Annotated in this window: 4 protein-coding genes; 3 read left to right on the top strand and 1 reads right to left on the bottom strand. The window is 70.8% G+C overall.

Annotated features, from left to right (window positions below; all coding sequences use genetic code 11):
* Positions 1–82 precede the first annotated feature (82 nt).
* Entirely contained in the window at positions 83–535 is a 453-nt protein-coding gene (locus VFN12_RS11345) for a hypothetical protein (RefSeq protein ID WP_325118791.1), read from the bottom strand.
* A gap of 365 nt (positions 536–900) precedes the next feature.
* On the opposite strand from VFN12_RS11345, the gene VFN12_RS11340 reads away from it, so the two are divergent.
* The 3 genes from VFN12_RS11340 to VFN12_RS11330 all read left to right on the top strand — a co-directional run.
* Positions 901–1074: a CsbD family protein gene (locus VFN12_RS11340; protein WP_325118790.1), complete on the top strand. Its 174-nt coding sequence runs from the start codon at positions 901–903 to the stop codon at positions 1072–1074.
* 27 nt (positions 1075–1101) lie between these two features.
* Positions 1102–1245, top strand: coding sequence for a GPGG-motif small membrane protein (locus VFN12_RS11335; protein WP_325118789.1), 144 nt, complete (start codon positions 1102–1104; stop codon positions 1243–1245).
* Between the two features lie 71 nt (positions 1246–1316).
* The coding region (locus tag VFN12_RS11330) for an exodeoxyribonuclease V subunit gamma (RefSeq protein ID WP_325118788.1) at positions 1317–2984 on the top strand (1668 nt) is incomplete at its 3' end.

Below are 2984 nucleotides of genomic sequence, written 5' to 3'. Positions count from 1 at the left end.
ACGAAGGCGGTCACGGTCAGCAGCACCTGCCCCCGTCGTCCCACGTCAGTGCCCTTCGTCCCTGTGCAGCGCTCTCATGCGGTCAGTTGCTGACGCCGGTGACGCCGAGCTTCACGGTGAACACGGCGCCCTGGCACTCGTCGCTGGCCGCGTTGCTCATCGACACCGGGAAGGTCTGCGAGGAGCTCGTCCCGGACGACGCCACGACGTCGCTCAGCGTGACGTCCGAGCCGGTGACCACGGTGGCGTCGCACGCGCTGTGCGCGGCGTCGACGGTGACGCTCTTCAGCTCGGCCTTGGTCAGCTTCACGCCGTACGGGTTCGGGTTGGTGACCGTGAACGGAACGTCGACCGACTTGGTCGGGAACAGCCCCGAGACGTTGGTGACGGTGACGGTGAGCGCGGTGGCCTGCCCGGCGGTGACGGTGCCGCTGCCCTCGCCGTAGTTGGTCCAGGCGGCGAAGCCGATGCCGACACCGAACACGGCGGCGACGGTCCCTCCGACGATGGCTGAGCGGGTGATGTTCTTGCGCATGTGACGATCCCCTTCTATCGCGCTTCGGCGATTCGGGGACCTGCCCCGCCCGAGCGATTGAGTAACGGTGATTCACTCTGGGGCGGGCGTGATTCACGGCTCGAAGGATTGATTCAATCTTGTACAACCCCAAGCCGTCTGTACCACCGCACCCACCCGGTCGGGCCATGGATTCATGACCCGTCCGGACCACGACCCGAGCGCAGCCTCGCGTGGTCACCCGCCGCCGGCGCCCGACTCAACGGACCGCGAGGCCCAACTCAACGAGCCGGAAGGCCCAACTCAACGTCGGGGCGGCATGAAATCGCCGCGATCGGATACCGGGAGGAGCGCCCACGAGGGCGCCTCGATCGGAAGGAGTACCCATGGGACTCAAGGACAAGGCCGAGAACACCGGCGAGAAGCTCAAGGGCAAGGCCAAGGAGGCCGAGGGTCGCGCGACCGGCGACAAGACGCGCGAGCGCCAGGGCCAGGCCGACCAGAGCAAGTCGGACCTGAAGCAGGCCGGCGAGAACGTCAAGGACGCCTTCAAGAAGTAGGCGTCTGACCAGAAGAGGGAGCACTGAATGACACCGATCCTGTTCATCATCGCGGCCATCCTCGTGATCTGCGGAGTCTTCGCACTGGTCCGCGGATCCGTCCTGTGGGGGATCGTGCTGATCGTCCTCGGGCTGCTCGTGGGGCCGGGGGGCGTGAGCATCTTCGGATGACGTAGGAACGACACGTGTCGGCGGCGGGCTCTAGGTTGGAGCCCGTCGTCGTCGCGTGAGGAGGGCCTCGAGTGACTCTCACGGTGCATCCGGCCGAGCGGACCGACCTGCTCGCCGACCGGCTGGGAGACCTGCTGGCGACGCCGCCGGAGGATCCCTTCGCCGTCGAGATCGTGGTGGTCCCCGCCAAGGGTGTCGAGCGGTGGCTCACCCAGCGCCTCTCCCACCGCCTCGGTACGTCGCCCTCGGGCGGCGACGGGGTCTGCGCCGGCGTCAGGTTCCTCAACCCTCACTCGCTCGTCTCGATGCTCCTCGACCGGGAGCGTGACGACCCGTGGGACCCCGACCGGCTGGTCTGGCCCCTGCTGTCGGTCATCGACGACAGCCTGGGCGAACCGTGGTGCACCACGCTCGCCACCCACCTCGGTCACGGCCTCGAGGGTGACGACGGCGTCTTGCGGCGCAACCGCCGCTACTCCGTCGCCCGCCGTCTCGCCGGCCTCTACGCCGGCTACGCCCAGCAACGGCCTTCCCTGGTCGTCGACTGGCGGAAGGGCCGGGACACCGACGGCCAGGGTGGCGACCTTGACCCCGACCTGCTGTGGCAGGCCGAGCTGTGGCGCCGGCTCGTCGACCGGGTCGACGTCCCCGCCCCGGACCTGCGCCACGCCGAGACCCTGGCGAGCCTCCGCGCCGGAGGAGAGGGGCTGGAGCTCCCGTCACGGTTGTCGTTGTTCGGCCACACCCGGCTCCCTGTCACCGAGGTCGAGCTGCTCCTCGCGCTGGGGGAGAGCCGCGACGTGCACATCTGGCTGCCCCAGCCCTCGCCCCGCTTGTGGGAGGAGCTGACGGGGATCGGCGGAGTGGTGCGCCGCGCTGACGACGACTCGGCCAGGCGAGTGCGACATCCACTGCTCGCCTCGCTCGGCCGCGACAGCCGGGAGCTGCGGCGGACGCTGGACGCCGTCCCCGGCCGACCGGCGGAGGTGGCCGAGTCGGGGGAGACTCCCCCCACGCTGCTGGGGTGGCTGCAGTCCGACCTGCGGGCCAACGCCGCCCCCGGTGCCGAAGCCCGCGCGGCCCGCGCCCTCGACCCGGCGGACCGGTCGGTGCAGGTGCACGCCTGCCACGGCCCGGCCCGCCAGGTCGACGTGCTGCGCGAGGTCCTGGTGGGGCTGCTCGAGGACGACCCGACGCTCGAGCCTCGCGACATCCTCGTGATGTGCCCCGACATCGAGACCTACGCCCCGCTCATCTCCGCGGGGTTCGGGCTCGCCGACGTCGTCGACGACGGCGAGGCCCACCCGGCCCACAGACTGCGCGTACGGCTCGCCGACCGCGCGCTCACCAGCACCAACCCGCTGCTCGCGGTCGCCGCCGCGCTGGTGCGGCTGGCCGGCGGCCGGGTCACGGCCAGCGAGGTGCTCGACCTGGCCACGGCCGATCCCGTGCGCGCGCGGTTCCGGCTCAGCGACGACGACCTGGCCCGGGTCACCGGGTGGGTGACCGACGCCGGCATCAGATGGGGGCTCGACGCGGAGCAGCGGGCTGACTTCTCGATGACGCGGTTCGGCCACAACACCTGGCGATCGGGGATAGACCGCATCCTCCTCGGCGTCGTCATGAGCGGCGACGACCACCGCACCCTCGGGCGTGGGCTGCCCCTCGACGACGTCGGGAGCAACGACATCGAGCTCGCCGGACGCCTGGCCGAGCTCCTGGCCCGCGTCGAGAGGTGC

Origin of the sequence: Nocardioides sp. (assembly GCF_035703625.1) — a bacterium.
In the GTDB taxonomy this organism is placed as follows: domain Bacteria; phylum Actinomycetota; class Actinomycetes; order Propionibacteriales; family Nocardioidaceae; genus Nocardioides.
The sequence above is the reverse complement of the archived record's forward strand: the minus strand, read 5'-3'. Positions and strand labels throughout refer to the sequence as shown.